We start from the raw sequence: 26,680 nt of genomic DNA, 5'->3' as shown, positions 1-26,680 counted from the left end.
CAGCTGAGCTAGTGTCGCATGTTATCCGGCGAAGCCGAATAAACCAAATGTGGTTGCGGAGCCGGATTTTATCCGGGCGGCGCTTCCGTCGACGGCCTGAGGGTTATGTCAAAACAAAACACCCAAACTGTCCGAATAATTGGTTGCGGGAGCCGGATTTGAACCGACGACCTTCGGGTTATGAGCCCGACGAGCTACCAGGCTGCTCCATCCCGCGTCCGTATGTCATTGTTCTCGCACAATGACAGCGATTCCCATTTCTCAATCCCTTAAGAGAAAGTGGAGCGACACACGAGGTTCCCGATCTTCAAGGCTTAGGCGTGACCTCAACCTTGGCAAGGTTCCTTGCGTATCAAACTTCCGATGAATCGAAAGCTTTGAATTTGGAGCGACACACGAGGTTCGAACTCGTGACCTCAACCTTGGCAAGGTTGCGCTCTACCAGCTGAGCTAGTGTCGCATCATGGAGGCGCGTCCCGGAGTCGAACCGAGGTCCACGGATTTGCAATCCGCTGCATAGCCACTCTGCCAACGCGCCTTCGTTTGCCCCGCTTCAGTAAGTTGCCTTCCTCTGCGGTACGGTGCGCATTCTACGGATTCACGTGATCTAGTCAACACTAATTTTGAAAAAAAAGTTCCTTCGCTCAATTTCACGGCAAAGTCGATATAAATCGACCATATCGAGCCTTTTTTGGTCAGGATTTCGCTAAGAAGTTAATATTCCGGAAAGTGAGGTTGATTCTCGGCCCCCTAAGTTTTGCGGTTTTCGGCACTGCATGTTGCCAATAAGTCTGGGTTTTGCCCGCCATAATCAGCAGAGAACCAGAACCTAATTCAAATTCCCGTTTTTCTCCGGTTTGAAGATGACGAAGAACAAAGCGTCGGGTTTCACCAAAACTGAGAGAAGCGATACTTGGCTCAGTACCTAACTCCGTTTCATTGTCCTGATGCCACCCCATGTAATCCTGTCCATCACGATAAAGGTTCGCGAGCACAGAATTGTAAGCCATACCAGACGTTTGCTCACATTGAGACTTCAATGAAAGTAATGATTCAGGCATACGTGCGGCCTTCAGGTGAAGCCCTGAATATGAGTAGGCGTCACCAAACCACGCCTGCATTCGAGGTTGCAGCACTTCACGGCCGAACATTTTGATGGGAAGCTGGTCCCAAGGAAGAGATTGGGAGAGATGGTGAAAAATATCAGAAGCGATGCTGGTAGGAATAAACTCAGGCTCCCAGAACAGTTTCCCGTCGGGAATGTCTATCCATCCTGTTTGCTGAAAAAGATCGCCCTGAAACATCTCACCTCCGCTATTGCTTGTGTGAGATGAAGATACCGTTTTACCTCCCAACAATCGAGCGAGATAAAACGGTACAACGAAATAGTTTCTATCGAGATGGATCGACGCGGTTGCCGCGCATTCCGTTTACACGGAACCAGCCTGCAATGCTGTAACGCTCTCGGTTGGTCGGAAGTACCTCATGGGGAAACTCTTCCGACAGGAACACTAGTAAACGTCCTGCTTTTGGCCAGAGGGTATTGAGATGACTATCGTTGATATCATAAATCACAATCTCGCCACCATCTTCATCCGCCCACTCATCATTGAGGTACATCACCGTGGTTAAACGGCGGTTGGAACGGCCTTCGAAAGTATCGAGGTGTTTTTGATAGAAATCGCCGATGTCGTAACGCGCGAAGTGCGCTTCATACTCGAACAAACCCAAAAAGAAGTGGCGGTTGACGTCGTTCTTTATCGCTTCCATTCGAGAGAGAAAATCGTCCGAGGCAGGATGCTTTCCGCGTTCCAGCCAGGAAATCTTGTCACTACGGATTTGTTTGTTGGTATGGTGCTGCAGGTGTCGTCCGATGCCAGCAGGTTTCATGCTTTCAGGAATAGCATCACGAAGTCGTTCTACTTCTTCTGCATTCAGGAAATCATCCCACACGTACCAACCTTGGGTATGAAGTGCATCTAATAACTTATCTGTGTTCATTGTCAGCACCTCTAAATACAAGGGGTAGCGAATCTACCCCTTGTGCTAGTGCTGCTTCAAATCACAGATTTTATGGAAAGGATTTAAAAATCTAATCGTGAGATGGATGTGCCATTAGTTCGCTAGAGCGTCTTCCATTTTGGCTTTCCAGATCGCCATCGCGAGCGCAGGTTTACGCAACACTTTCGGCGTTGGGATCCAGCCGTGATCGATACGTGAGAACACATCGAAACGTCCTGCCTGCCCTGCCATTGCTTCAGCAACAACGCGGCCTGCGATATTGGTCAAACCAACGCCATGACCAGTGTAGCCATGTGCTGTATAGATATCGTTACCCAAATGCGAGATTTCCGGCATGTAGCTACGGGTCACCGCAAACAGACCACCCCAGTGATATTCCATCTTCACATCACCCAGCTGTGGGAACACTTTCAGCATCCGTTGACGCAGACGCTCCTGACTGTCTGAATACTCGCCATTGAACGGATGGTTCACACCGCCGAACAGAATGCGTCCGTCAGCAGTCGGGCGGAAATAATCCAGACAGTTATTCAGATCAGACATCGCCATCTTGTTAGTGATTGGCTGACGATCGCCAAGCTGCTCAGTCACAGCAATGTAAGAAGCCACAGGCAGCACTTTTGATTGCGCCTTGCGGTGCAGGCCGTCAAGGTAGGCGTTACAAGCCAACAGAACCTGTTTTGCTTTCACGCTGCCTTTTGCGGTTTTTACCGTGTTAAACCCTGCGCCTTTTTCCAGTTTGACCACCGGGCTGTTTTCATAGATTTCCGCGCCAACTGAAATAGCCGCTTGCGCCAAACCCAGCGTGTAGTTCAGAGTGTGAACGTGACCACTGTTTGGGTCGAATAAGCCGCCCAAGTAACGACGGGTGTTCGCTACCTGCTCAATCTTGTCAGTGTCCCACCACTCGGCAACCGGATAGTTGTAACGGCCATGCTTCAGCTCATGCCAGGATTTCAGTTCTTTCTCCTGACCTTTGTTCAACGCCAGTTCGATGTAACCTTCCTGGAAGTCACAATCGATGTTGAACTCGCTGATGCGTTCACGAATGATATCGATAGATTCAACGGACAGATCCCAAAGCTGCTTGCCCCATTCTGGGCCGTACTCTTCGTCAACTTCGCGAAGACCCAGACAGTAACCCACCAGCGCCTGACCACCATTACGACCTGAACCACCAAACGCAATGCGTTGGCCTTCCAACACCACCACACTCATGCCCTTCTTGCGAAGTTCAATCGCTGCGTTCGTGCCCGTTAAACCCGCGCCGATAATACAAACGTCAGCTTGAATATCACTGGTTAACTCTGGCTGTTCAGGCAAAACATTTGCCGTTGCTTGATAGTAGCTATCGATATACCCGTGTTCTTTCGCCATTTCGCGACTAAATCCTGATAAAAGGGTTAATTAAAAAGATGGCGAATATTCGCACTAAGCCACATTCCAAGCAAGGGATTCTTGCCCCTTCACCAAGCTCAAAAATAACCGCGTTCGTTGATGCTGTGCGCGGCGCACAAATTGTTACCTTTTCAAAGGGATTCTCATTGACAGAGGGGACAAATGTTTTGATGATGCGCGTTCATTTTTCAGCTTGGTATTTACCCAAACTACCTCAAGGCGCTTTTTCAGCGAAAAGACAGGTTTTGCGAGGGGCATGGTGGAAGGCGAGTAAATGGTTCTACTCCCCATCACGCTATAAGCAAGACACGTAGGCGAGAGGAAGGAAATCTGCCTGTGCCTTAAGGTAGTTTGGGTATGCCACTTAAGGATAAAACCAAATGAACCAATATCTTAAAGGGGTGAAAGCGGCAAGCATCGCACTTACCGCAACAGTTTCTTTCAACGTTTCTGCAAACAATGAAGTACTGAATATCTACAACTGGGCCGAGTACATGCCAATGGGTGTGATTAAGGCGTTTGAAAAGGAGTACGATGTTTCAGTTAACTATTCAACGTTTGAAAACAATGAATCCATGTATACCAAGCTGAAGTTGCTTGATGGAAAAGGCTATGACCTTGCGTTTGCATCGACATACTTTATCCAGCGCATGAGCGACGAAGGCATGTTGGCGAAAATCGATAAATCGAAAATCCCACATGTTAAGGACATTATTCCTGGTCTGATGGGTCAACCATTCGACAAAAACAATGACTACTCCCTGCCTTACATCTGGGGCGTGACGGCTATCAGTTACAACGGCGACATCGTTGATGGCAGCAATGTCACTAAATGGGCTGATCTGTGGAACGACGAGTTCGCAGGCCAAATCATGCTGCTCGACGACGTGCGAGATGTTTTCGGCATGGCACTGAAAGCCAAAGGCTACAGTATCAACACCACCAACGAAGACGAGATCAAAGAAGCGTATGAAATGCTGAAAGATCTGCGTCCAAATGTCGTGGTTTACAACTCAGATGCGCCGCACGTACCGTTTGTAACTGGCGAAGTCGGTATCGGTCAACAGTGGAACGGTAACGCATACCTGGCACAAGCTGAGATGGAGAACATCGAGTTTGTGTACCCCGACGAAGGTTCAATCCTGTGGATGGATAACTTCATCATTCCAAAGGGCGCTGAGAAGATCGACCTGGCACATAAGTTCATCGACTTCCTGTACCGCCCTGAAAACCAAGCAGCGATGGTCGAAGAGCTGGGTTACCCAGCACCAAGCAAGCGTGCGAAAGAAAAACTGTCTGCGGAATACACCGAGAACAACGTGATTTTCCCATCAGACGAAGATGTTGAAAAAGGCGAATTCACCAACGATGTGGGTGAAGCTGTCAGCATCTACAACCGTTACTGGCAACTGCTAAAAAGCTAATTCGCTTTTCGTGAAATAAGAAAGCCGCGGTCATTGCCGCGGCTTTCTGCTTTGTTACTGTATTCAATTCGATTTGAAAAACAGCATATGTGCAGCACTTAGCGAAATCGCTCCCCGGACAATCATTTTCAGTTGTTCTGGCGAGATACGGGCAAAGAATTTATAGCCAAAGAACATACCAATGAACAGAGCAGGTAAGCCAACTGCGCTCCCCTGTAACGTCTCCGCATTGACTAAGCCCAAGTACACCAAGCCCACCAGCTTCATAATATTTAGTGTCATGAAGGCCCAAACACGGGTTGCCACATAAGCAGACTTCTCCATTTTCTGTTCAAGAAGAAACAATCCCATCAACGGCCCTGCCGCGTTGGCTAACACCCCAACAAAACCACATAGCATCCCAGCTACACTTGCTGCGTAACGGTTGGTAAAAATAGGAAGCGGACGATAGTCCAACCAAATCGAAAGCCCCAGCAACGCGAAAATAAGCAGCCCCAGTACTGTCATAAAGGTTCGCGCGTCAATGTTACCAAGCACAACGGTGCCTAATGCCACACCGACTGCACCAAAAGGGATTAGTCTTGCTAAAACAGACCAATTAATGTTTTTCCGATAAGTCAGGACGGCGATGAAGTCGGTAAGTAGGTATAGCGGGACAATGACACCTAACGCCTCTGGACCCGGGAAAGCGAGCATCATCAACGGGAGAATAACCAGCCCTAATCCACCAACGGAGAATTTGGAAAAACCCGTGACCAGACAAGCTAAAGAGATGAACAGCCAAGACCATTCCATGGGCATAATTTCCTTGTTTTACCGTCGCCCATTCCGTGGCTCAAGATATAGACGAGTGGGATGATTCCAATGTTTTGTAATTACTTTTTCTTCAATCAGGAGTAATCTGCTTACTCGATCATAGTTGTAATCAGGACAGATAAGAATGATTGATTTTCGCTCAGACACAGTGACACAGCCGGATCAAAAAATGCGCGAAGCCATGGCTAATGCGCCCGTGGGTGATGACGTATATGGTGACGACCCAACGGTCAATGAACTGGAGCAGTGGGCTGCTGAGCGCCACGGTTTTGAGGCAGCGGTATTTACCTCATCAGGCACCCAAGCAAACTTGCTGGGTATTCTGGCACATTGTGACCGTGGTGACGAATATTTGTGCGGTCAACAAGCGCACAATTACAAGTATGAGGCAGGCGGCGCAGCGGTTCTTGGCTCTGTTCAACCTCAACCCATCGAAAACAACAAAGACGGAACCCTGTGCTTTGAAAAGCTCGCGGCAGCGGTGAAGCCAGATGACTCTCATTTTGCGCGCACCAAGCTCCTTAGCTTAGAAAATACTATCGGCGGGAAAGTACTGCCTTTGGAATACCTGGTGAAAGCCCGGGATTTCGTAAATCAACATAATCTGAAACTTCATTTGGACGGCGCACGTGTTTACAACGCATCCGTGGCATTGGGCGTAGACATCAAAGAAATCAGCCAGCACTTCGACTCCATGACCATTTGTTTGTCAAAAGGTCTGGGTGCGCCAATTGGCTCGCTGTTATTGGGCGATGCTGACTACATTCAGCGTGCACGTCGACTGCGTAAAATGGTCGGTGGTGGCATGCGTCAGGCTGGTATTTTGGCAGCTGCGGGTAAGATTGCCCTGACTGAAAATGTCGAACGTCTCAAAGATGATCACGACAACGCCCGTTATCTGTCTGAAAATCTCGGTGCGATTCCGGGATTCAATACCTTTATCTACCCGGTTCAAACCAACATTGTTTACGCTGACGTTGCAACGCATATCGACATTCACGCGATTGCTTCGGCGTTGAAAGAACAGGGGATTCTGTTCTCGCCTTCTCACAAGGCGATGCGATTTGTGACTCACAAAGACGTGACAAAATCTGACATAGATACGCTGCTCGCAGCCATAGAAAAACAGCTCTAAGCGTTTTTGAATTAACGAAGAAAGAGGCGGTTTTCCGCCTCTTTTTGTATAGATAAAAGAGGAATGACCATGGCAGGAGCCAGCCTTCTTACACTGCTTGATGACATTGCCACGATTCTGGATGACGTCTCTGTCATGAGTAAAATCGCCGCGAAGAAAACTGCCGGTGTATTGGGAGATGATCTTGCCCTGAATGCCGAACAAGTTTCCGGAGTCAAGGCCGACAGGGAGTTACCCGTCGTCTGGGCCGTTGCCAAAGGGTCTTTCCTCAACAAACTCATACTCGTTCCCGCGGCCCTCGCTATTAGTGCTATTGCACCTTGGCTGATCACCCCCCTTCTTATGCTCGGCGGTCTTTTCCTTTGTTACGAAGGTGCTGAGAAAGTACTGCATACCTTCTTTCACAAAAAAGAAAACCACCCTGCCGGTGAAGCGCAGGACTTCAATACCGCTACGCTGGACGCCGCAGAATACGAAGCGCAAAAGATTAAAGGCGCGATACGGACTGACTTTATCCTCTCTGCTGAAATCATTGTCATCACGCTAGGTGTCGTGTCAGAAGCCACCTTCCTCACCCAAGTTGTCACCCTATTCGGCATCGCGTTTTTGATGACGATAGGCGTTTATGGTTTGGTCGCAGTGATTGTCAAAATCGATGATGCCGGACTTTATCTCAGCCAAAAAGCAGGCAGTATCAAACAAGCCGTAGGCCGCGGTCTGCTCTCTTTTGCGCCCTACCTGATGAAAGGGCTGTCTATTGTCGGCACCATCGCGATGTTCTTGGTGGGCGGTGGCATCCTCACCCACGGCGTTCATGTGCTATCTGAACTCATTACAGACGCCGCACAGGAAACAGCGCTGATACCGACAGTGGGCACGGTGATTTCTGCGCTGGTACCAACTCTACTCAATGGTTTGATTGGATTGGTTGCAGGGCTGATTATCGTTGGACTTTTCAGTGTTGCCAGCAAATTAAAACCATCTAAATCCTGAGATTAAACACCGCAATTGCGTACTACTACGGATTGCCTGAATTTTTAACTACCCTTAACGTTGGATAAACCAGCCAACGTTAGGGAGAACGGAAATGACGGCAAAACATGTATTTATTACCGGTGGTGCAAGTGGAATTGGCTTTGGCATGGCGCAGGGTTTTGCGCAGGCGGGTCACAAGATCACCCTTTCAGATATCAATGCAGAAGCGCTGGATAACGCCGTCAGTAAATTGAAAAGCCAATTCGATGTGGATGTTCGGGGCGTAGAACTGGATGTCACTAACTCCGAACAATTGACCTCTGCGCCTTCTCGTGTTGATGCCCCTGTCGATGTTCTCGTTAACAATGCAGGCATACAATTTGTCTCTGCCCTCGAGCAATTCCCCGAGGACAAATGGCGTCTTATCATCGACATTTTGCTATGCGGCCCAGCCATGCTGACCAAAGCCTTTCTCCCTTCCATGTACGAACGCAACTTTGGGCGAATCATCAATGTTGGCTCCATTCACAGCCTTGTCGCCTCGCCGTATAAGTCCGCCTACGTGTCAGCGAAACATGGCTTGCTGGGCTTTTCCAAGACCATCGCGCTGGAAAGTGCAGAGCATGATGTCACCATCAACACACTTTGCCCTTCCTACGTAAAAACACCGCTGGTGGAAAATCAAATCACGGCACAGGCGCAGAATCACGGCATCACGGAAGAAGAAGTGATCAACACGATTATGCTTAAACCGATGCCCAAAAAAGCTTTCATTGATCTGAGTGAACTGGCCGAAACCGCCCTTTTTCTCTGCTCTCCTGCTGCGAAGAACATCACGGCACAGGCCATTACCATCGACGGCGGTTGGACAGCACACTGATTCCTCGCTCCCAAAAGCTGAACCATATCGACTACTTTTTGCGCACTTGTTCACCATAAACCAGTGAATAAAGTGCGCCAGTCCACATTGCCAACACGTCTGCGATTCTTTAGCTCAAAATCAGTAAGTTAACGGCGCTACACTGAGTTTTATGAGAAACACAGTGAAAGGAGAGCGCTATGCCACATCAGCCATTAACCAGTGACATGCTCTATCGCACTTCACAACTGACCAAACTCGACGTTTCATCTACCAAGCATCTTGAACCACTCGAAGAGATCGTGGGGCAGGATCGCGCTCGTCAGGCCGTTGAGTTTGCGATGTCAATCAAGGAAAAAGGCTACAACATTTACGCAGTCGGCCAGAACGGTCTTGGCAAGCGCACCATGGTGATGCGCTATCTCAGCCGCCATTGGCAATATACCCATCCGGTTTATGACTGGTGTTATGTCGCCAACTTCCAGGACTCCCGCGTACCGAAAGTGCTGCAAATGCCAGCTGGCCGCGGTCTCAAGCTGAAAAAAGATCTTGAGAAAATGATGGGACGTCTGGGGAAGTCCCTGCAGCTCGCCTTTGACAACGAAATGTATTACTCCCGCGCTGATGCACTCAAAAACCGCCTGACAGAGATGCAGGAAGGTGCCTTGGGAGAGCTCAGTCAGGAAGCCAAACTGCAGAGTGTGAGTCTTTCCATCACCACCTCTGGCGACTATCAGTTCATTGCCCTGAATGGCGAAGAGCCGCACACCGAAGAAACCTTCGACGCTCTTTCTCAGAAAGAACAGGAGCATTTCGATCAGGCCATTCGCGATTTGGAAATCCAGCTCCGCGGATTGGTGCGTAAGCTGACCGAATGGGAAGAAACCTACGCTGAGAAACAGCAAAAGCTGGATGAAGAAATTGCTACCGAAGCCATTTCCCATCACATGGTGAAGCTGATCGAGTCCTATTCTGACCTGCCTCAGGTGAAGAAATACCTGAAAGAAATGCAGGGCGATGTGCTGGAAAACCTCGATATCTTCCTGCAGGAAAGCGAAGAGCAAGCCGCCCTCGCCTATGCCGCGCTGGATAAGAAATTGCCGCGTCGCTATCAGGTTAATGTGTTGGTCGCGCAGGAAGAAGAAGTGCCACCGGTGATCGTGGAAGATAGCCCGACGTACCACAATATTTTCGGCTACGTAGAAAACGCCACCTACAAAGGCACGGTGTTCACTGACTTCTCGCTGATCCGCCCGGGCAGCATCCATCGCGCAAACGGTGGTGTGCTGCTGATTGATGCGGTGAAAGTTCTTGAGCGCCCTTACGTTTGGGACGGATTGAAGCGCGCACTGAGCTCGCGTAAAGCTTCGCTGAGTTCACTCGAACGCGAAGTCACTCTCAGCGGCACTATCTCGCTTGAGCCAGAGCCAGTTCCATTGGATGTGAAAATCATCCTGTTTGGTGACTATCACACCTACAAACTGCTGCAACACTATGATGCAGAGTTCAGCGAGCTGTTCAGGGTAACCGCCGATTTCGAAGATGACATGCCGCGCAATGAAGATAGCGAAATGAAGTACGCCATGTTCATTTCCAGCATTTGTCATGACAACAATCTGCTGCATTGCGACCCAGGTGCTATTGGCCGGATCATTGAGCACAGCAGCCGTCAGTCCGGCGATCAGGATAAGCTTTCCCTGCACTCTGCTGACATTGCCAACCTGCTGCGCGAATCCAACTATCAGGCCAAAGTCAGCAATGCCAACATCATCCGTGCATCCCACGTCGAAAAGGCACTGGCGAGCCGCGATATGCGCGTTAGCCGATTGCGTGACCACGTGATGGAAGGCTTCACCACAGGCACCACGTTGATTGACACCAAAGGCAAAGCCGTCGGTCAGGTGAATGCATTGTCTGTGCTGGCAACCAACGACTTCAGCTTTGGAGCACCTAACAGAATCACTGCAACAACTTCGTTTGGTGATGGTGCGGTGCTGGATATCGAGCGCAGCGTTGAGCTGGGTGGCAGTATTCACTCAAAAGGTGTGATGATTCTGACTGCCTACCTGTCATCTTTGCTTGGTAAGCAAGCAAAAATCCCACTGACCACACGCATTACGTTCGAGCAGTCTTACGGTGGAGTAGATGGCGATAGCGCTTCTATGGCGGAGTTCTGTGCCATTGTGTCTGCAATTTCAGGTGTACCGCTGCGTCAGGATTTGTCTATCACGGGTTCGATGAACCAGTTTGGCCAGGCTCAGCCGATTGGTGGTGTTAACGAGAAAATCGAAGGCTTCTTCGATGTTTGTACCATCAAGGGACCGAAATCGACGCAAGGGGTGATTATCCCGCGCTCTAACGTGCATAACCTGATGCTGCGTAAAGACATCATCCATGCTGTAGAAAAAGGGAAATTCCACATCTACGCGATTGATCATGTGAGCGAAGCCATCGAACTGTTCACCGGCATATCCGCAGGTAAGCCAGACAGCAAAGGCAAGTTCAAGCCGGATACTGTAATGCATAAAGCCGCGGAAAAGCTGGATGCACTCAGAAAGAAAAGTTCAAAAGCCTAATCGCATGAGATAATGAGTAAAAAGCCGACTGAAAAGTCGGCTTTTTCTTTGTGGCAAGGATTTGTTGAACTGTGTTGGTTAGCCCAGATTAACCATAAGCAATCGACGGTAGCCAGAGTACCAGGTTCGGCCAAAACACCAGCATCACCAAAGCCAGCAGCTGAAGGATAATGAAAGGAATCACACCCTTATAGATATCCATCAGTTTCACTTCCGGTGGACATACGCCTTTCAGGTAGAACAAAGCAAATCCGACGGGTGGCGTTAAGAAGCTCGTCTGCAACGCCATCGCTACCAGCATTACAAACCAAACCAACTCTGGATTATCCAGCCCCGGATAGTCACCAATGCTCAAATCCAATCCCAACACCACAGGTGCTAACAGCGGTAGCACAATCAGGGTAATTTCAATCCAGTCGAGGAAGAAACCCAGCAGGAAAATCACCAACAGAATGAAAGCCACAATGCCGTAAGGACCAAATGGCAAGGCTTCAAAGGCACTTTCGATAAACTCGTCGCCGCCAAGTTCACGCAACACTAATGCAAAACAGGTCGCACCAATAAATATCGCGAAGATATAAGCGGTGGTTTTGTAGCTGTCGAGCAGCACTTCTTTCAGCACCGCGAACGAGAAACGTTTGTAGTAAACCGCCAGCAAAATCGCACCGAATGCACCCACACCTGAAGCTTCCGTTGGTGTCGCTATCCCCGCAAAGATAGAGCCTAACACCACAATGATCAGCATGAAGGTTGGCACAATCGCTTTGGCTACATCTTTGATGACTGCCCAATCAACGCCTTTGGCATCTTCCGGTAACGGCAAGGAATCTGACTTCGCCACGCCCATGATCAACAGGTACACAATATAAATCGCGCCCAGCATCAAGCCCGGGAACATGGCACCCATAAAGAGATCGCCCACTGAAAGCCCCAGCTGATCCGCCATTATCACCAGCATGATAGAAGGCGGCAGTAAGATCCCGAGTGTGCCTGCAGAGGCGACGGTACCCAGTGCTAATGGAAGGTTATAACCCTGCTTCATCATGGCAGGCAGAGACATGGTCGCCAGCAACACCACCGATGCACCGATAATCCCTGTCGACGCAGCGAGGATGATACCAATTGCCATCACGGTAATTGCCAAACCGCCATGTACGCGGCCAAACAGCGCCTGCATCGCATGCATCAAGCGATCCGCCACACCGGATTTATCCAGCATGTTCCCCATGAAAATGAACATCGGCAAGGCCACCAATATCCAGTTGTCCATGATTTTGTAGAGGCGGTTAACCACAAGCCCAAGGGTGGTGAAATCCAACCCTGTCCAAGTGTCGAGGTAGATATCGCTGTAATAGCCAATGAAGGCAAACGCCACGCCCACACCGCCCAATACCCATGCTACTGGAATACCGATAAACAGCAGCACAATAAAACTGCCGAACATCGCCAGAATAAGAATCTCATTCGCTTCCATGCGAACCTCCTTTTCTCAGGTAAGCCACAGCACGGAGCAATCGGGCAAGGCTGGCAAAAGCCAACAAAGCCGCACTAAATGGAATCGCAGATTTGATCAACCATCGCCAAGGCAAACCGGACGGCGCATTGGAACGCTCATTCACCCGCCAAGCTTCGTACACGAAATCGAGAGAGTGAATGAAGATGACGTACATAAACGGCCAGACGAAGAACAGCACAGTGATAATTTCTATCCAGGATTTTGTCTTCTGCGAAAAGCGGTGATAGAAAATATCGACCCGGACGTGCGTTCCGGTGATCTCGGCATAAGACAAACCAAACAACACGCCGATGGCATAGAGGTGCCACTGCAACTCTTCCAGCGCAATTTGGCCATTGTTGAAAACTTTTCGAAGCACTACCTGCGTGATGATTACCAGAACCAGAACCAAATAGCTCCAAGCCAGTGTGCGTCCGACAACCCGGACGACATGCTCAATGCTGTCTGCAAGTGGTGAAGCAGGGAGTGAGTGAGAAGGCTGGGTCATAACGAACTCCTACACCCATAGAAAAAGGAAAAGTGGGCAGCATCCTGCTGCCCAAAAACCACACAGCCTGTTATTGACCGCGCGGCAGGAACCCTTTCGATTCCCAGATCTGGTAGTTCTTACGGAAGTCAGACATGTCAGCCCATACTTTTGCGAAGTAAGGATCTTTCTTCTGCTCTTCCACCACTTCCAGCCAGGTAGATTCAAACAAGTTCAGCATTTCTTCATTCCAGTAGCGGAGTTCAACACCCTGCTCCTGCGCTTTTTGCATGGCTTCAAACTGCATCGCTTCACCTTCGGCAATCGAGTTCGTCATTGAAGCCAGGCACAGTGTTTCAACAGCAGATTGCTGATCTTCGTCCATCTTGTTCCAGGTGTCTTTGTTGATCAGGAGTTCAAACATGGTGGCCTGCTGGTGCCAGCCTGGGAAGTAGTTGTATTTAACGATCTTGTGGAAGCCCAAACGCTGGTCGATAGCTGGCTGGGAGAACTCACTCGCGTCAATGGCACCTTTTTCCAGCGCACCGAAGATCTCGCCACCAGGAAGTTGAACCGTGCCGACACCAAGTTTCTCCATGACCTGACCACCGAGGCCAAAGAAGCGCATCGTCAGACCTTTCAAGTCTTCAGGCTTCTCGATAGGTTTTTTGAACCAACCTGATGTTTCAGGTGAAATGATCGCACAAGGCAAGACTTTCACGTTGTAGCCCGCCTCGTCATACATGCCTTGATACAGTTTCAGGCCGTTGCCGTAGAACATCCATGCCATGTATTCCGGTGCTTCAGGGCCAAAAGGCACAGCAGAGAACAAGGCCGCTGCCGGCATTTTCCCTTGCCAGTAGCCTGCGGTCGCGTACCCAGAATTTACTTTACCGCTGGATACCGCATCAAGAATTTCCAGTGGCGCCACCAGCTTACCCGGCTCGTAGACTTTCATTTTGATGGTGTTGCCTGACACAGGCTGAATGCGTTCGGAGACCCACTTAATTGGGGTGCCAAGCGCTGGTAAGTGAGTGCCGAAAGCAATAGGCGTTTTTAGCAATACTTTGTCAGCCAGCGCTGAGCCTGAAAAACAAAGTGTTGCTAAAGCGATTGCCTTAATAGGGGTCGAGATTGACGTTTTCATTGTCCACTCCTTGGTGCGCAGCTTCACTATTTAGGATGTATAAAAATGCTGCATGTAGGGTTGAGGTTTAGAGCACATTGACGCTGTTAAAAAGTTGTTACCATCTAGACTATGCCTGCAACAAATAAAAAAATATCAGGTAGAAAACGGACTTAGCGTCCATAGCATTGCGTAATCGCTGTACGTAGTTCTACGTAGCAAAGCGATTTTTTACGAAGCTAACGGAGTGATAGTGACAAAATTATCAGGCATGACGATGCCGATCAGGATGAAATTGCTGGTGCTGGCAATGCTTCCTTTGCTCTTGATGTTTGGTCTGATTATCGGGCTGGTAGTCATTCAGTCAGATAGTCTGTCTAAGAATCAGGCTAATCTCATTCGCTCGGAAACGCTGGCGTCCAAGAAACAAGAATTGCTGAAATACGTAGAACTCGCTCGCGCATCTATTTCTCCGGTTTATGATGCCGCTGGCGAAAATGATGAAGATGCTAAACAGCAAGTCATCGATATTTTGAATAACCTCACATACGGCGAGGATGGCTATTTCTTCGCATACACCTACGATGGCACTAACCTTGTGCTTCCCTATCAACCCGAACTCGTCGGCCAAAACATATGGGAAGTAGAAGACGCTCGAGGCTTTAAACTCCTTCAGGCACTGATCCACACTGCCCAACAAGGTGGTGGCTTTGTGGATTACTACTGGCACAAACCTTCCCGTAAAGAGCAAGTTAAAAAGCTCAGCTACGCCATTGGGCTCGATAAATGGGGCTGGATGGTGGGAACCGGTGTGTATATCGATGACATCGAGATTCAGGTCGAATCTGTTCACAGCAAAATTGACGAAACCATCAGCAAAACCTTTATCGGTCTGGGGATTGCGTTGGTGATCACCATTGGCATCATGGCAAGCCTTGCCACCAGCATTCACATCAATGCCCGAGAACTGGCCGACCAAAAGCTGCAAGCTCTTAACCGTCAGTTGATTGAATCACAGGAAGAAGAACGCACCCGTGTCGCCAGGGAACTGCATGATGGTATTAACCAGATTCTGGTGTCAGTGAAATACCGCCTCGATAACATCAAAGAAGCCAGAACCGACAAAGAACGGGAAGAGAACATCGCATTAGGCCAATCGACTCTCAACGAAGCCGTTCGCGAGCTTCGTCGAATATCCAAAGACCTACGTCCTGCATTGCTTGATGACTTGGGGCTATTGGTAGCATTGGAAGATCTCGCCAAAGAAGTCTCGCAGCGCTCTGGTATGACAGTGTTGTTTGAGCATCATCTGGACATGAGAAACGTGTCGAAATCGGCTGAAATCACCTTGTTCCGTGTTGCTCAGGAAGCGCTTCACAACGCAGAAAAACACGCCAAAGCGAAAGCCGTAGACATGATTTTGCAGGAAGAAGAAGGTGAAATCGTGCTCACCGTCGCTGATGACGGCATCGGATTCGAAGAACATAGAGTGTCGAACACCAGCCAGTCGATGGGCTTAAAGAATATGAGAGAACGCATCGAGAACCTTGATGGCACCTTCTCTATCAGCAGCTTGCAAGACCAAGGAACGGAAGTGCGGGCCATTGTTCCGATTGCAGTCTAAAGCGGAATGTTTCTAGGGGCTGTTGACCTTTGGTGATGATTTTTGCAGCAGTTTGTGGGGGGTTTTGTGCAAGGCAGAGGCTTCGATGTGTAGCTCGCCTACATGAGAAGCCGATAACGCAGCAAAAATTCCCCACAAACGCTGCCCGAAGGGTTCTGCCTTAAGCGTTTTATGCTTTGTTGAGGTGTATTTGCTTAGAATAACTAGGCGGCACACACCTCGCCGCGCCTAAAACGCTTATGGCTAGAACAAAATTTAACCACAAAAGGCCAACAGCCCCTAAGAGTCACAAGGAGAAACTCATGACCACGTTATTACTTGCCGACGATCATGTCCTGCTGCAGGACGGATTGATGGAGCGCTTATCCAAGCAGCCCCAGTTCACCATTATTGGTGCCGCAAGTGATGGTGAATCCGCTATCGAGCAATCTTTGGCATTAAGACCGGACATCCTGCTCACCGATATCTCCATGCCAAAGAAAACAGGTCTTGAAGTCTTAAGTGAATTGCGGGAGAAAGCACCGGAAATCAAGGTTGTGATCCTCAGCATGCACAATAACAAAGAGTACATTGTCTCTGCCATGCGTGGCGGCGCTAAAGGTTATGTCCTGAAAGATGTCTCATCACAAGAGCTGGTACAGGCGCTCGACATCATTGCTGGCGGCGGCTCTTACTTCAGTGCAGGCGTTTCTGAAACGCTCATGGAAAGCATGAGCCAAATGGAAAACAGAGAACACGAAGACAACGTCCCTACCCCACGGGAAAAAGATGTGTTGGTGCTCATCGCCAATGGCGCTTGCAATAAAACCATCGCCCGAGAATTAAACATCAGCGTGCGCACTGTAGAAACCCACCGACTGCGGGTGAAGAAAAAGCTGGGCGTAACCTCAACGGCAGGCCTAGTGAAATACGCTATCGAGCAAGGCTGGGTCAAAGGAGAAACCGAGCATTAATCATTCAGGAAGCCAATCCAAGCAACTCTTGGAATAGGCACTCAAAATATCCGTGCCAGTTGCTAATAACGCGCGGATTCTTTGATGGTTTTTCCTCTCACTTTTTGACTAAAGCTAACGAATTTCCTGCCGAAAAAAGTAATCTATAGAAACTTATTGAACTGAATGATGGAGGGTTGTTAATGGACCAAGAACAATTCCCTATCCCTGAATATCCCAAACTCGGTTTCGAAGGGGTGTCGTTTCAGTCTCTTAATCAACAAGCGCCAAGTTATGTCACCACCGCAAAATGGTACGCGAGACTTATGATCTCTACGGCTTTTATGTTGTTTGCGGTGATCACGACCCTTTCCTGTTACTACTTCGGTCTCACCACCGACGTATTCTTCATCGCAACCCTGATTGGCACCCTGTTTATCTATATGATTTCAATGCCGGTACTGACGAAGGCGTATGTCACGTCGGATCGGGTCATGAAGAAAATGAAGAGGAAGAAACGTCAGTTTTACCTGCGGTCGCTAGCGAATACCCCTATCAATGACCGCCTTGAGGTCGCCAATGGCATTTGGGATGCATTACGCAGTGAAGAGTGGTCATTGTGCGTCAGTTACGCGCACACGGCAGACCGCACAAGAACGGTTTATTGTTGCCAACAGATCGGAAAAATCGCCTCGGATTTGACCCATACAGCGCCAGATATTTTTAGCGATGCTATGCTTAAAACAATGAATAATCAAAGAGGTAGCGTACGGTATTTCTTTGACATTCTCATCATGCTTGGCGAACAGCAGTTCCATGAAGAACATGAAGCGGAAAAACATGTTCGCACCACACAGCGGATAATGGTGGACGATATTTTCACGCACCGCTAGCCAGGCAACACCCACGCAGGAACCGGAGCGCGCATGAAAATAGTCCTCGTCACTGGCGGCAGCAGCGGTATTGGTCTTCAAACAGTTCTTTCCTACCATCAGTCGGGCTACAAGGTTATTACCTGTTCCAGAAACGAAGAAAAATGGAATCAGGCACTGGCAAAGTATCCGGAACTCTCTGCGGTCGATTACCTACCTTTAGATTTAAAAGACGTTCACCAAGTTGACCGGTTTTTCAGCTACATTCGCGAGAACTATGGCCATATTGATATCGCTGTTAACAACGCCTCTCCAGTGATTGAATCGCGTGGAGACTATGCCAGTCTGCCGATTGATTCACTCTACAGCACCATGATCAGCGATTATTGGGTGCCTGCGCTTTGCTTGCGTTACGAACTTCCTCTGATGCGGGAAGGTGCCTGCATCATCAATGTCAGTTCAGTGAACGGCATTCGCCCGACGCCAAATGCCGCCATGTATTCCGGCACCAAGCATGGCCTTGAAGGGATGACACGTTCTGTCGCGGTGGAGGCAATCCGCAAAGGGATTCGCGTCAACAGTGTCGCGCCGGGCGTCACCTGGACGCCTCGCTGGGAGCAAAAGCAGCAAGAAATGGGAACCTCTTTAAAAGAGACAGTCGAGAGTCAGGTGCCATGCCAACGCTTTGCCGAACCTCAAGAAATTGCCGATGCGATCATCTGGCTAAGTTCAGACAAAGCGAAATACATTGTGGGACACACTCTGGTTATCGACGGCGGATTGAGCCTGACTTAAACCTCAAAGAACAAAACAAAGAGGCTGCATCTGCAGCCTCTTTTCGTTTCATTAGTTCCGCTTTTATTGGCTCGTTTTTCTTACCATCACCAAACGGCCGACACCTAACAGAACCATGCTCAACAAGACCAGGATGTTCATACTACCGCCACTGCTGCCACCGCCGGAATGGGTCGGTGCCGGTTGGGTAAACATTGGCTGATTGTTATCAGCTCGGGTTGGTTCGACGGGTTTATTCTTTTTCACCTCACGGGCACTTTGCTCTTTGAGGACCCGCGTCTGATTCTTACGTTCTATGCCCAGTTGTTGGAAGACCTCTTCTTCCACGACCAGCAGCGAGGTGTAATCAGTCAGCAAACCATATTCCAGTGCGATGTCTTCGATAGCCTGCTCTTTGTCGCCGTCTTTTTGCTCCAGATAATCCATTTGCTCCTGCAAGTCGCGAATCGCTGAAAACGCCCACATTCTCTCAAGCTCAGGATGCACAGTTGCAGAATCAGGCAACATCACTTTGGTGCGGTATTCACGGGACTCACCCGCAATATCCATGGTGAGCTTGATATCAGCTTCACCGCCTTTGAAGTAATGTCCGAATACGGTCAGTTGTTCCCCGCGATACAGGCTGCTGATTTGCTCCGGCGTCAGGTCTTTGATTTTCACTCCGTCAATATCGAGTTGGATGTTTCGATACGCCTGATGCGTTAACTTACTAGTGATGTTCATCAAGTGGCCAATAATGTCATCCGCGTTAGATACTGACGTTGCCACGCCGTTCGACAACTTGGTCATCGGCACCAGCAGCGGCGTGTTGGCACTATTGCCCATGATGAAGGTAAACAGTCGCACATCGTGCTTCTCCATCAAATCGAAGAAGCGGCGCTTTTCGGTCACACCTACATTGGCTACCCCGTCGGTGACCAATACGATCCCGGTCGGACGATCGTCGTCCAGTTTACGGATTGCAGCCGACATGCCTTCATAGAGATTGGTGCCATTACTTGGTTCAACCTGCTCAACGGACTGCAGTGCTTTGCTCACATTCGCAGGGTTAGCCGCCACAAAGCCGCCGGTGAGATCATAGGTATTACTGTCAAACATCACGACGCGGAACCTGTCTTCAGACGGCAACTTCCCTAATCCCTGGCGGACACCTTCCACCAGTGTGGAATACTTGCCGGACATGGAACCTGACTTATCCAGAACGAACACCCAATCACGTCCTTGCGTTACGCGGGTCAGGTCGTCACCTGGCGTGAATGTCAGCTTCACAGTACCGCGTTTCGAGTTTTCTGGGTCGCGGTAGGCCACCATATCAACACGGCCGGGTAAACCATCCTGCAAGCGCCAGTAGAAAACCATATCCTGATCCAGTCGCATTGAAGTATTTACCGCTTGCTGTGTCTCCCCTTCTTGCACCGAATTGGCAATATGATTGCTGATATTTGCCTTCCACGTAGTGTGTTCACCATCCGCTTCTTGCATGATCACCGCTGACGGATGCGCTGGCAACCGGACACCATCAACAGGATATGACGAACGCAGTGTCACATTGAACGAAAAGTCCTGCTCCACTTTGTCATTGCGCGTCCAAAAGCTGCTTTTGGCTTCATCCACACCCCCTTCTTCCAACGGATAAACATAGCGCCCGATACCGTGATCCAACAATGCGTCCTGCATATATACCAGCTTCACTTTTACGCTCTGCTGAGGCTGCACCGGGTACACCCTCATATCAAAGGTTCTGTATTCGTCTTTTTCTGTCAGTGCCGTGGCATTGCCCTGCGCTTTTTGGTCATCGTAAATCTTGCGGGCTTTCTCTTTAGAGACCGCTTCTGCAATCACCGGCGAACCGTTAATCCAATAGATAAATTCCCCAACTACCGCCTTTTGCGGCACAGGAAAGGAATACAGGGCTTCCAGCTCAACATTGTTTGGGTTGTAGAACGTCTGTTCTATCGAGGTGGTGGCATAGCCATCCTGAATGGCAACATCAACATGGTGGGATTCAATTTGGAGATCTTGGTATTGGCTGTTGACGGGTTTAAGTAGCCCTGCAGCCAACACCTTTGATGAAAACGCTGCGACGAGCGCGGTGACAACAAACATGCCCCAGACGGCAATGCGTGAAATTAGTTTCGGTCGGTTCAGCATGATAGCCTCCTTTACCTTCTGTCATCGGAGAGTCGTTCTCCCGTTGCTCAGTAGGTTGCATGAAGGCATCGGTGCCACCAAGCATGGCAGGCAAAGTGGCAGATTGTGGTACGTGGGGTATTACCCCGCGCTACTTTTTCCTGAACCGTCTTCGTTTTCATATTCATCGAAAAGCGGAAATGTCCATCGGCGCATCGCAATCACCATGGAAGTACCATGGCGTTCCTGCATAGATAAATCACTGTCGCTGTTGCACGACTCATAGAACTCTTTCACCAAACGCTGAATGCGCTGCTGAAATTTGTAATTGGTCGGCAGAGACATCAACCCGGTCGACATCACCAGCTTTTCATCATCTTTGGAAAAGTGAGTGCGGAAAAAGGTTTTAATCACCTGTTGCTGGAAGAATTGTTGAATTGGACCGCCCGCAATCCAAGAGAAGGAGGGAGATATTTTAAGCTTGATGCGATTTCCCGGCATCAGCTCAATCACCTTGATGCGATCAAGGTGCGCCAGCTTTTGGATCAACTGAGGTTCGTTCAGGTTGTATTGGCTCAAGATCTGCTCGAAACGGTACCCATTGGTAATACAAACAGCCACCAGTAACAGAGCTTTGTCCGCCACTAACTGCTCTTCCTGTTCCCAAGTCAGCGAAGAAAGGTTCTGGCTTTCCTCTTCAGCGAGCTTAAATAGCGCGGTCATTTCTAAATCAATTAAATTACACACCGCAGACAAACGCTCAAGACTCATGCTGCCGCCGTTGGCAAAAAGCCGTTTTACTGACCCTTCACTCAGACCGAGCGCTTTGGCGACATCCTGATAGTTCACACCCCGTGATTTTAATTGTTTTTTAAGCGCTTGAATGACCTGCTCACACTCTGACATTGTTTCCTCCTTGATGACTCAACAACGTTAAGCGCATTCAAGATAAAAGCCAAGCGCATGTCCGCTTGGAGGTGCAAAGAAATTCCCATAAAAGAGAAGATTTTCTGTATATAAGCATATGCAACTTTAAGATTCTCTAATTTTCATACTAATTTCATCCTTACTGTTTTTGCCTGAGCCGCTTCTATTGCCGAACAAAGAAGAAACTGCGTAACCTTGAAAAGCGCCAACCCAGATCCCCTTCTTTCTCTACGGTGAAGAAGGGAATGACCGTTTAGAAGGCAACGAAGGTGATGATGTGCTGTATGGCGGTAACGGGAACGATTTCCTTTATGGTCAGGAAGGCAGCGATATCTTGCACGGTGAAAACGGTGATGACCGCCTGTTCGGTGGTGATAGCAATGATGTGCTTTATGGCGGTGCAGACAACGACATTCTGTTCGGTGACGCGGGTGACGATGAACTCAACGGCGGCACAGGGAACGACGTCCTTTGGGGGGGTGACGGCCACGACCTTCAACGCGGCGGAGAAGGTGATGACCAACTCTGGGGCGACAGCGGCAACGACACCCAATGGGCAGGCGCAGGCAACGACTTACTGGCTGGTGGTGATGGTGACGATGGCATCTGGGGTGGTGACGGCAACGACTACATCCAAGGTGGTTATGGTAACGATTACGGCGACGGTGGTTGGGGTGATGACTACTTCCACGGTGGTGCCGGTGACGATAACTTTGGTGGAGCGCGCGGTAACGACTGGATTATCGGCGGTGAAGGTAACGACACCCTGCGCGGAAGCCTGGGCGATGACCGTATCTTCGGTGGCACTGGCGACGACATCATTGATGGTGGCGCTGATAATGACGAAATTGATGGTGGTGAAGGTGCTGATAACATTAAAGGTGGCACTGGTGACGATATCATTCGCGGTCAGAACGGCAATGACTATTTAGGTGGCAACGACGGTAACGACACCATCTGGGCGGGGGCTGGGCATGACATCCTAATGGGCGGTCTTGGTCACGATAAACTCGCTGGGCAAGATGGTAACGACCGTATCATGGGTCACAATGGTGATGATTACCTGATTGGTGGCTTGGGCAAGGATGTCTTCGTCTTCCGCAATAATGACGGTCACGACACCATTCAGGACTTCAACCGCTTCCAGGACACCATTGAGATCGACAGTTCTCTGGTCACACGCTTCAGTCAAATCAATACGGAACAGGTCGGTGCATCCACAGTGATCACCTTCGATGGCGATAACACCGTCATCACACTGAAGCAGTTTGATGCGAATCATGTCACCGTAGACATGTTCGATTTCACCACCATCTAACTGTGTCAAAAACGCCTAAGAAAGCCGCATCATGCGGCTTTTTTTATCCTCTCGAAAAGGCCAAAAGCCGTTCAACAAACAGGTTAACAGGCGCGCTTCCCTTTCTTCCCGCTAACCGGATCACAGAGATCGGACGCCTTGTGTCTTCCACATTTAACTTGATGCGTTTCAACGAGCCTCTTTCCACTTCCTCACCAACCGTTGCCGATGGCACAATCGCCACGCCAACTTCTGCTTCAACGGCTTTTTTCAGCGTGTAGATATTGTTGTGTGTCATGCGAATATCCACATTGACCTTGTTATTCCCTAACAACGCATCTATCGCCACCCGGGTCGGGATGCCTTCCCCAAAGGCAATAAAAGGCTCTTGCTCAAGTTGGGATAAAGAAATGGACTTTTTATGGGAGAGTCGGTGTTTATTTCCGGTAATTAAAACCAATTGATCTTCAGAAAAAGGAATTGCCTCGATGGTGGGTCTATTTTGCGGATAGGCAACAATGCCGACATCGATTTTTTCTTTTTGAATATCTTCATATATTTCTTCACTGTGTCGATATTCAAGGTGTACCCGAATATTGGGAAACGCCTTCATAAATGAAGCGAGGAAATCCCCCAATTCGTACATACCCACACTGTGTATTGCCGCCACACGAACATGTCCTTCCATCACGCCTTGATGATAATTAGACCGAACCTTGATGTTCTCGCACAGCCGCAGGATCTCTTTCACGTCTTCCAGAATCAGCAAGCCTTCCGGCGTCAACTGCGTGGTTTGCGAGGTACGTGAAAGCAACTGCTGGCCAAGCGCATGCTCCAGTTTCTTGATATGCACACTGACGGCAGGCTGACTGATGTGATTGAGCTTCGCCACTTTCACAAAGCTCAACTCCCGCGCTAATTCATTGAAAAGTTTCAACTGGGTTAAATTCATGGCAATAATTTTTAGTTATTAATGTCATAGATTAATAACATTTAATTTACACCAAGCCGTCATGCATAATTAACCTAACTGACATATTTCTCAATATATAGACAAAAGGAGTTGCTGGTTATTTCAGCGACAAACCCAAGAAGGAGTGGAAAATATGACGCAGCATCAAAACGTGCCTCAAACCCATCATGCCAGCCCCGGTATCGAAGTGAATAACAACCACTCTTTCCAATACGACCTGAATAAGAAAATGAAAAACCTTGCATGGAATGCCGACGGCAAATACCCCTACAGCAAAAAAATGAACGTGGTGGAGTATGAGAAAAACAAGCATGAACTTCAGATAGAGCTGCTGAAAATGCAGGGTTGGGTAAAAGACACCAACCAGCGCATTGTCATTGTGTTTGAAGGCCGTGACGCAGCGGGCAAAGGCGGCACCATCAAACGTTTTATGGAACACCTCAACCCCCGAGGGGCGCATGTAATTGCATTGGAAAAACCCAATGCCCGAGAACGCAACCAATGGTACTTCCAACGCTACATCAAACACCTCCCAACCAAGGGCGAAATCATCTTGTTTGACCGCTCCTGGTACAACCGAGCAGGCGTTGAAAAGGTGATGGGGTTTTGTGACGACAACGAGTACCTCGAATTTCTACGACAGGCTCCGGAGCTAGAGCGCATGCTCACCAACAGTGGTATCAAGCTATTCAAGTATTGGTTCTCCGTGAGTCAGGAAGAACAGTTCCGCCGATTCAAATCACGCAAAAACGATCCACTTAAGCAGTGGAAATTAAGCCCAGTCGATTTGGCCTCACTCTCCAAGTGGGATGACTACAGCAAAGCCAAAGACACCATGATGTTCCATACCCACACCAAAGACGCTCCATGGACAGTGGTTCTTTCCGATGACAAGAAACGCGGACGCCTCAACTGTATGCGTCATTTCCTCAGCCAGCTCGATTACCCCGGCAAAGATATGGATGTCGTGAATCGTTTGGATTCACAAATTGTTAAAGCGCCTTAAGAAAAGGAATAAAGATGAGTAAGAAAGTCAGTGTCGCCAAATTAAAGCTCAAGGTTCAGCAATGCTCAGAAGAAGCCAAACAGGCATCAGAAACGACCTCTGCCGCACAAGCCGCGGTGAAACACGCGGTAGAAAAACTTCACGCAGCGGAAAAAAGTGAAAGCAGAACTGGGAAAAAAACTGAAAGAGGCGAAAAAGGCTTTAAAAGCCGCCCAATCGCTGGAAGTTGCCCAAAAGCAGGCTTCAAAAAAATCCGCGATTAAGAAAGCTAAGAAGATCAGCAAAAAGAAAAAAGGCTAACGCCAACTTCAAAGCAAAACGCCACTTCATCCGAAGTGGCGCTTTTGGTTTTGGACTCTTCGACAAATTTTTGGCTTTGAACTTTCTGGGTTTGCCTTTTAGCTCTGGTGCGTTTTTGGACAGAAGTGAGTTAGGAATCGCCCCAATAACAGCCTGCTTTGGATAAGTTAAGCTAGTGAAAACTCATGTAATTGCAAACTCTATCGCACTTTTACAATGCAAAAGCCCGCAAGGCTACATGTGGTGTTTTCTTGTGAGCATTTGTCTATATATTGTGATTCAGCCATGGAGCCCTAGGCGAAAAAGCAAAACGGACTGCTATTTTGTATCAAGAAGGTTGAAAATGGCCAAGACGCAAAAAGGTAAAAAGAAAGTCCATGTTCCAGCGCACATTCGTTCAGATGGAACAAAAGTTAGGGAGCATTACCGCTCTACTCCAAACTAAATATATTCAGCCCAATTTAGAAATTGGGCTTTTTTATTTATATATTTTAATTTACTGAAGTAAAATCACTCAGAACCTTAACTTATCAGCCCTTACTTTAATATGGTTCATGTAAAAATCAGGTACTACATTCTCTTTTTCACTGAGCCAATTTAACCATTTGTCATTTTCTGGAATTACTATGCCAGATATGTCATTAATGGTTAAATGGTTATAGAACATACACATCAATGAGTTCTTTTCGAGCTCAACAACCCTAATCAAAATGTAGTCAAACGATTCAGTTAAAAGGCGTATGCACCGAAGTGCATCCTCGTAACGCCAGCTTTCTGGGTTGCGTGATAGGCGCAAAATATCATTGGTAGTATCAGAGTTCTCATCAAGACAGAATTCTTGTAACTCGTTAATTTCCTCCCCATCAGGCAAGCTAACTGTTCTACGCCTTATCTTTGGATGTACATATGAGTTCCTAACAGAAATCAGTGCAGAAAGAACTTGAAATGCTTTATCCCCCCTTTCAAATTCTTTTTTGCGAATTTGAAGAGAAAAGAGCTCTAGTTTTGCGATGGGGTCAAGTTTATCGATTGAGTTTGAAAGGTGTTTGGAAAAGTTCAAGAACTGAATTGCATTGTTTGCAAGTGCTTCTACTGCAAATGAACAATGTATTATAGCCGACTTTACTAAAATCCGTCGTATTTCATTATCTTCGGTTTCTGAAGCTGCCTTTAAACTTAAAACCGCATCTATGTATACTGGGAGAAATGGCTTCTCAACTTCAAAATTAGCCATTGAATATTTCCTTAAAATAAAAAACCAACTTGATATTTCTGGCACATGTGGATTTTTAGCTGTCCATCGTATTTAACTATACATATTCGCATGCTCAATTGTAGAACTTACTCAAAGCTCTTGAAGTGAGACTGATGGAGTTTGCTTTCTGAAACGCAAGAAGGGCATCAATGTATCAGAATAGATCGGCCTGACACAAGTCTCGACAGAAATGTGTTAAGGGTGGTGCTCTAAATCGTTTATTTCGGATAACTTCAGATTGGGGAAGGCGAATTAG

Annotated in this window: 24 protein-coding genes and 3 tRNA genes; 13 read left to right on the top strand and 14 right to left on the bottom strand. The window is 48.4% G+C overall.

The genetic code is table 11. The annotated features are described in order from the left end of the window. Window positions 1-140: 140 nt before the first annotated feature. The 6 genes from D515_RS13815 to D515_RS13790 form a co-directional block, all read right to left on the bottom strand. A tRNA-Met gene (locus D515_RS13815) sits at window positions 141-217 on the bottom strand. Between the two features lie 167 nt (window positions 218-384). Then, a tRNA-Gly gene (locus D515_RS13810) sits at window positions 385-460 on the bottom strand. A gap of 4 nt (window positions 461-464) precedes the next feature. After that, window positions 465-538, bottom strand: a tRNA-Cys gene (locus D515_RS13805). Between the two features lie 157 nt (window positions 539-695). Then, on the bottom strand, window positions 696-1,304 hold the full coding sequence (locus tag D515_RS13800) for an alpha-ketoglutarate-dependent dioxygenase AlkB family protein (RefSeq protein WP_002539333.1): 609 nt from the start codon (window positions 1,302-1,304) through the stop codon (window positions 696-698). 88 nt (window positions 1,305-1,392) lie between these two features. Next, complete coding sequence (locus D515_RS13795) at window positions 1,393-2,001, bottom strand: 2OG-Fe(II) oxygenase (RefSeq protein ID WP_002539332.1); 609 nt, start codon at window positions 1,999-2,001, stop codon at window positions 1,393-1,395. Between the two features lie 114 nt (window positions 2,002-2,115). Beyond that, on the bottom strand, window positions 2,116-3,399 hold the full coding sequence (locus D515_RS13790; protein WP_002539331.1) for an NAD(P)/FAD-dependent oxidoreductase: 1,284 nt from the start codon (window positions 3,397-3,399) through the stop codon (window positions 2,116-2,118). A 38-nt stretch (window positions 3,400-3,437) separates the two neighbouring features. Here D515_RS13790 and D515_RS25705 point away from each other — a divergent pair, with 38 nt between their 5' ends. Together D515_RS25705 and D515_RS13785 are read left to right on the top strand one after the other, a co-directional pair. Next, the gene (locus D515_RS25705; protein ID WP_152442375.1) at window positions 3,438-3,734 is read left to right on the top strand and encodes a hypothetical protein; all 297 of its coding nucleotides are present in this window, start codon (window positions 3,438-3,440) and stop codon (window positions 3,732-3,734) included. 66 nt (window positions 3,735-3,800) lie between these two features. Further along, window positions 3,801-4,844 (top strand): ABC transporter substrate-binding protein, encoded by a 1,044-nt coding sequence (locus tag D515_RS13785; RefSeq protein ID WP_002539330.1) that lies wholly within the window; start codon window positions 3,801-3,803, stop codon window positions 4,842-4,844. Window positions 4,845-4,907: 63 nt separating this feature from the next. Here D515_RS13785 and D515_RS13780 read toward each other — a convergent pair whose 3' ends face one another. After that, window positions 4,908-5,639 (bottom strand): sulfite exporter TauE/SafE family protein, encoded by a 732-nt coding sequence (locus tag D515_RS13780; protein WP_002539328.1) that lies wholly within the window; start codon window positions 5,637-5,639, stop codon window positions 4,908-4,910. A gap of 145 nt (window positions 5,640-5,784) precedes the next feature. Between D515_RS13780 and ltaE the strand changes: the two genes are divergently transcribed. The 4 genes from ltaE to D515_RS13760 all read left to right on the top strand — a co-directional run bounded on the left by ltaE (window position 5,785) and on the right by D515_RS13760 (window position 11,205). Next, window positions 5,785-6,795: a low-specificity L-threonine aldolase gene (ltaE, locus tag D515_RS13775; protein WP_002539327.1), complete on the top strand. Its 1,011-nt coding sequence runs from the start codon at window positions 5,785-5,787 to the stop codon at window positions 6,793-6,795. A gap of 69 nt (window positions 6,796-6,864) precedes the next feature. Further along, a complete protein-coding gene (locus D515_RS13770; RefSeq protein WP_002539326.1) occupies window positions 6,865-7,788 on the top strand; it encodes a DUF808 domain-containing protein in 924 nt (307 codons plus the stop codon). Window positions 7,789-7,882: 94 nt separating this feature from the next. Continuing rightward, on the top strand, window positions 7,883-8,650 hold the full coding sequence (locus tag D515_RS13765) for a 3-hydroxybutyrate dehydrogenase (RefSeq protein WP_002539325.1): 768 nt from the start codon (window positions 7,883-7,885) through the stop codon (window positions 8,648-8,650). 179 nt (window positions 8,651-8,829) lie between these two features. Further along, window positions 8,830-11,205: a Lon protease family protein gene (locus D515_RS13760; RefSeq protein WP_002539324.1), complete on the top strand. Its 2,376-nt coding sequence runs from the start codon at window positions 8,830-8,832 to the stop codon at window positions 11,203-11,205. 88 nt (window positions 11,206-11,293) lie between these two features. Here D515_RS13760 and D515_RS13755 read toward each other — a convergent pair whose 3' ends face one another. The 3 genes from D515_RS13755 to D515_RS13745 all read right to left on the bottom strand — a co-directional run bounded on the left by D515_RS13755 (window position 11,294) and on the right by D515_RS13745 (window position 14,334). Further along, window positions 11,294-12,679, bottom strand: coding sequence for a TRAP transporter large permease (locus D515_RS13755; RefSeq protein WP_002539323.1), 1,386 nt, complete (start codon window positions 12,677-12,679; stop codon window positions 11,294-11,296). Beyond that, complete coding sequence (locus tag D515_RS13750; RefSeq protein ID WP_002539322.1) at window positions 12,666-13,208, bottom strand: TRAP transporter small permease subunit; 543 nt, start codon at window positions 13,206-13,208, stop codon at window positions 12,666-12,668. Before D515_RS13750 ends, D515_RS13755 begins: the two co-directional genes overlap by 14 nt. Window positions 13,209-13,278: 70 nt before the next feature. Then, window positions 13,279-14,334 carry a TRAP transporter substrate-binding protein gene (locus tag D515_RS13745; RefSeq protein ID WP_002539321.1) on the bottom strand — a complete coding sequence of 352 codons (1,056 nt, stop codon included), beginning with the start codon at window positions 14,332-14,334 and terminating at the stop codon, window positions 13,279-13,281. A gap of 232 nt (window positions 14,335-14,566) precedes the next feature. Between D515_RS13745 and D515_RS13740 the strand changes: the two genes are divergently transcribed. The 4 genes from D515_RS13740 to D515_RS13725 all read left to right on the top strand — a co-directional run bounded on the left by D515_RS13740 (window position 14,567) and on the right by D515_RS13725 (window position 18,536). Beyond that, complete coding sequence (locus D515_RS13740) at window positions 14,567-15,937, top strand: cache domain-containing protein (RefSeq protein WP_002539320.1); 1,371 nt, start codon at window positions 14,567-14,569, stop codon at window positions 15,935-15,937. 302 nt (window positions 15,938-16,239) lie between these two features. Beyond that, window positions 16,240-16,890: a response regulator gene (locus D515_RS13735; RefSeq protein WP_002539317.1), complete on the top strand. Its 651-nt coding sequence runs from the start codon at window positions 16,240-16,242 to the stop codon at window positions 16,888-16,890. 182 nt (window positions 16,891-17,072) lie between these two features. Then, complete coding sequence (locus D515_RS13730) at window positions 17,073-17,762, top strand: hypothetical protein (protein WP_002539315.1); 690 nt, start codon at window positions 17,073-17,075, stop codon at window positions 17,760-17,762. Window positions 17,763-17,795: 33 nt separating this feature from the next. Further along, window positions 17,796-18,536 (top strand): SDR family NAD(P)-dependent oxidoreductase, encoded by a 741-nt coding sequence (locus D515_RS13725; protein WP_002539314.1) that lies wholly within the window; start codon window positions 17,796-17,798, stop codon window positions 18,534-18,536. A 63-nt stretch (window positions 18,537-18,599) separates the two neighbouring features. Here the strand turns inward: D515_RS13725 and D515_RS13720 are convergent, their stop codons facing one another. Both D515_RS13720 and D515_RS13715 read right to left on the bottom strand, forming a co-directional pair. Next, on the bottom strand, window positions 18,600-20,687 hold the full coding sequence (locus tag D515_RS13720) for a VIT and vWA domain-containing protein (RefSeq protein WP_002539312.1): 2,088 nt from the start codon (window positions 20,685-20,687) through the stop codon (window positions 18,600-18,602). A 120-nt stretch (window positions 20,688-20,807) separates the two neighbouring features. Next, the gene (locus D515_RS13715) at window positions 20,808-21,572 is read right to left on the bottom strand and encodes a helix-turn-helix domain-containing protein (protein ID WP_002539311.1); all 765 of its coding nucleotides are present in this window, start codon (window positions 21,570-21,572) and stop codon (window positions 20,808-20,810) included. A gap of 235 nt (window positions 21,573-21,807) precedes the next feature. Between D515_RS13715 and D515_RS13710 the strand changes: the two genes are divergently transcribed. Further along, complete coding sequence (locus D515_RS13710; protein ID WP_083939905.1) at window positions 21,808-22,911, top strand: calcium-binding protein; 1,104 nt, start codon at window positions 21,808-21,810, stop codon at window positions 22,909-22,911. A 43-nt stretch (window positions 22,912-22,954) separates the two neighbouring features. Here the strand turns inward: D515_RS13710 and D515_RS13705 are convergent, their stop codons facing one another. Next, a complete protein-coding gene (locus D515_RS13705; protein WP_039850105.1) occupies window positions 22,955-23,842 on the bottom strand; it encodes a LysR family transcriptional regulator in 888 nt (295 codons plus the stop codon). A gap of 154 nt (window positions 23,843-23,996) precedes the next feature. On the opposite strand from D515_RS13705, the gene ppk2 reads away from it, so the two are divergent. Both ppk2 and D515_RS13695 read left to right on the top strand, forming a co-directional pair. Next, window positions 23,997-24,869 (top strand): polyphosphate kinase 2, encoded by an 873-nt coding sequence (gene ppk2, locus D515_RS13700; RefSeq protein ID WP_002539305.1) that lies wholly within the window; start codon window positions 23,997-23,999, stop codon window positions 24,867-24,869. Between the two features lie 14 nt (window positions 24,870-24,883). Further along, window positions 24,884-25,132 carry a hypothetical protein gene (locus tag D515_RS13695; protein ID WP_002539303.1) on the top strand — a complete coding sequence of 83 codons (249 nt, stop codon included), beginning with the start codon at window positions 24,884-24,886 and terminating at the stop codon, window positions 25,130-25,132. A gap of 551 nt (window positions 25,133-25,683) precedes the next feature. Here D515_RS13695 and D515_RS13690 read toward each other — a convergent pair. Then, window positions 25,684-26,403, bottom strand: coding sequence for a hypothetical protein (locus D515_RS13690; protein ID WP_002539302.1), 720 nt, complete (start codon window positions 26,401-26,403; stop codon window positions 25,684-25,686). Window positions 26,404-26,680 lie beyond the last annotated feature (277 nt).

Source organism: Grimontia indica (assembly GCF_000333895.2).
GTDB classification, from domain to species: Bacteria; Pseudomonadota; Gammaproteobacteria; order Enterobacterales; family Vibrionaceae; genus Enterovibrio; species Enterovibrio indicus.
This window is presented reverse-complemented; position numbering and strand designations above follow the sequence as displayed.